The organism is Streptomyces sp. NH27 (genome assembly GCF_056859195.1).
On the sequence record NZ_JACEGK010000907.1, the window covers coordinates 1 to 1,531 of the forward strand.

Below are 1,531 nucleotides of genomic sequence, written 5' to 3' on the forward strand. Positions count from 1 at the left end.
GTGTCACTGTGACGACGGCACGTTCGTGGTGGCGGCGCGGCGACGACCTGCGTGCGGAGGCCCAGGCGGCGAAGGATGCCGCGGCCCAGGCGTTCTACGACCTGGACACGGCCCAGCGGGACCTGGAGATCTCGATCGAGACGATCTCCGCGGTGGACGACACCCCGCAGGCCAGGCGGGCGCTGGACGGTTTCCGGGCGCTCGGCGAGAAGATCGACCGGGTCAGCGGCGCGTACATCGCGACCGTGGACGCAAACGACATCGACCGGGACGGCCTGGACCACGCGGCGGCCTCGCGGGCCGTGGCCGAGCTGACCCGGGCGAAGGACGACCTGACCAACGCGAAGACCGAGCTGGAGCGGTACCAGGCCGGTCTCGCCCCGCTGCTGGGCAAGGCCGAGACGCAGCTCGCCCAGCTGGCGCCCGCCCGGGAGCGGGCCAAGCAGTCGCTGCTCGCGGCGAGCCAGGCGCTGGACGCGGTGCGCGCGGCGGGGCTGAAGGCGGATGCGCTGGCCGCCCGGCTCGCCTCGCTCGGCCCGGAGCTCACGAAGCTCAACGAGGGCGCGGGCAAGCACGGCGTGCAGGAGACGGTCCGGCGCGCCGACGAGATGCGGCGCACCGCGGAGGCGGTCAGGGCCGAGGCCGAGCGGCTGCCCGAGCAGGCGAAGGAGATCGACAAACGGCTGGTGTCGCTGCGTACCCGGGTGCAGGCGCTCGGCACCCGGGCGGAGGGGGTCGCCCCCGTGCTCAGCGAGTTGCGGCGCCGTTTCTCCGCCGCCTGCTGGCAGGACCTGCAACGGGTGCCGGATCAGGCCGCACAGGCGGTCCGGCTCGCCGAGCAGGCGCTCGCCGAGGCCCGCGAGGCCCGTGCGGAGCAGCGCTGGGCCGACGCGACCTCGCGGCTGGCGACCGTACGCACGCAGATGGACGACGTGGACGGCGCCGTGGCCGCCGCCGGGGATCGGCTGCGCCGGCTCAACGAGGTCAGCAAGGACCCGACCGGCGAGGTGGAGAAGACCCGGTTCGCGATTCGTGATGCGCAGCGGTTGGCGATGCAGGGGCGGAGCACGCCCGAGCCTCGGCATGCGCGGCCGCTCGATGATGCGGTGGCCCGGCTCGACCGCGCCGTGGGCGCGCTGGAGGGGCGGCACCCCGACTACTGGGCGTTCCTCACGGAGACCGCGGCGGTGCGGGACATGGTGAATCGCGTGGTGTCCAACATTCGGGAGGATCGGGCGGCCGGGCGCTGATGATCGCTGTGACCGACCCCCCGAAACGGGTCGGACCGCCGTCCCGGGACCACCTGCCGGTGGGGGCTGGTCGCTGGGCTACCCCCTCTGGGGGAGTTCCCCGCGCGCCTGAGTGACTGCGGCACTCCCCCGGGGGCTGAGGCAGCCACCCCGGCTGCGCCGACCGCTATCCACCCGCCGACGGGGCCGGTGGGTGCGGCCCGGGGGTCAGCTGCAGCAACCGCCGCCGCAGCAGCCACCGCCACCGCCGGCGCCGGGGGAAGGGGTGGAGGGGGAAGACG

Annotated in this window: 1 protein-coding gene; it reads left to right on the plus strand. The window is 74.9% G+C overall.

The annotated features are described in order from the left end of the window. Positions 1-8 precede the first annotated feature (8 nt). The gene (locus AC13HU_RS36965; RefSeq protein ID WP_483046378.1) at positions 9-1,250 is read left to right on the plus strand and encodes a hypothetical protein; all 1,242 of its coding nucleotides are present in this window, start codon (positions 9-11) and stop codon (positions 1,248-1,250) included. The last annotated feature ends 281 nt before the right edge of the window (positions 1,251-1,531 follow it).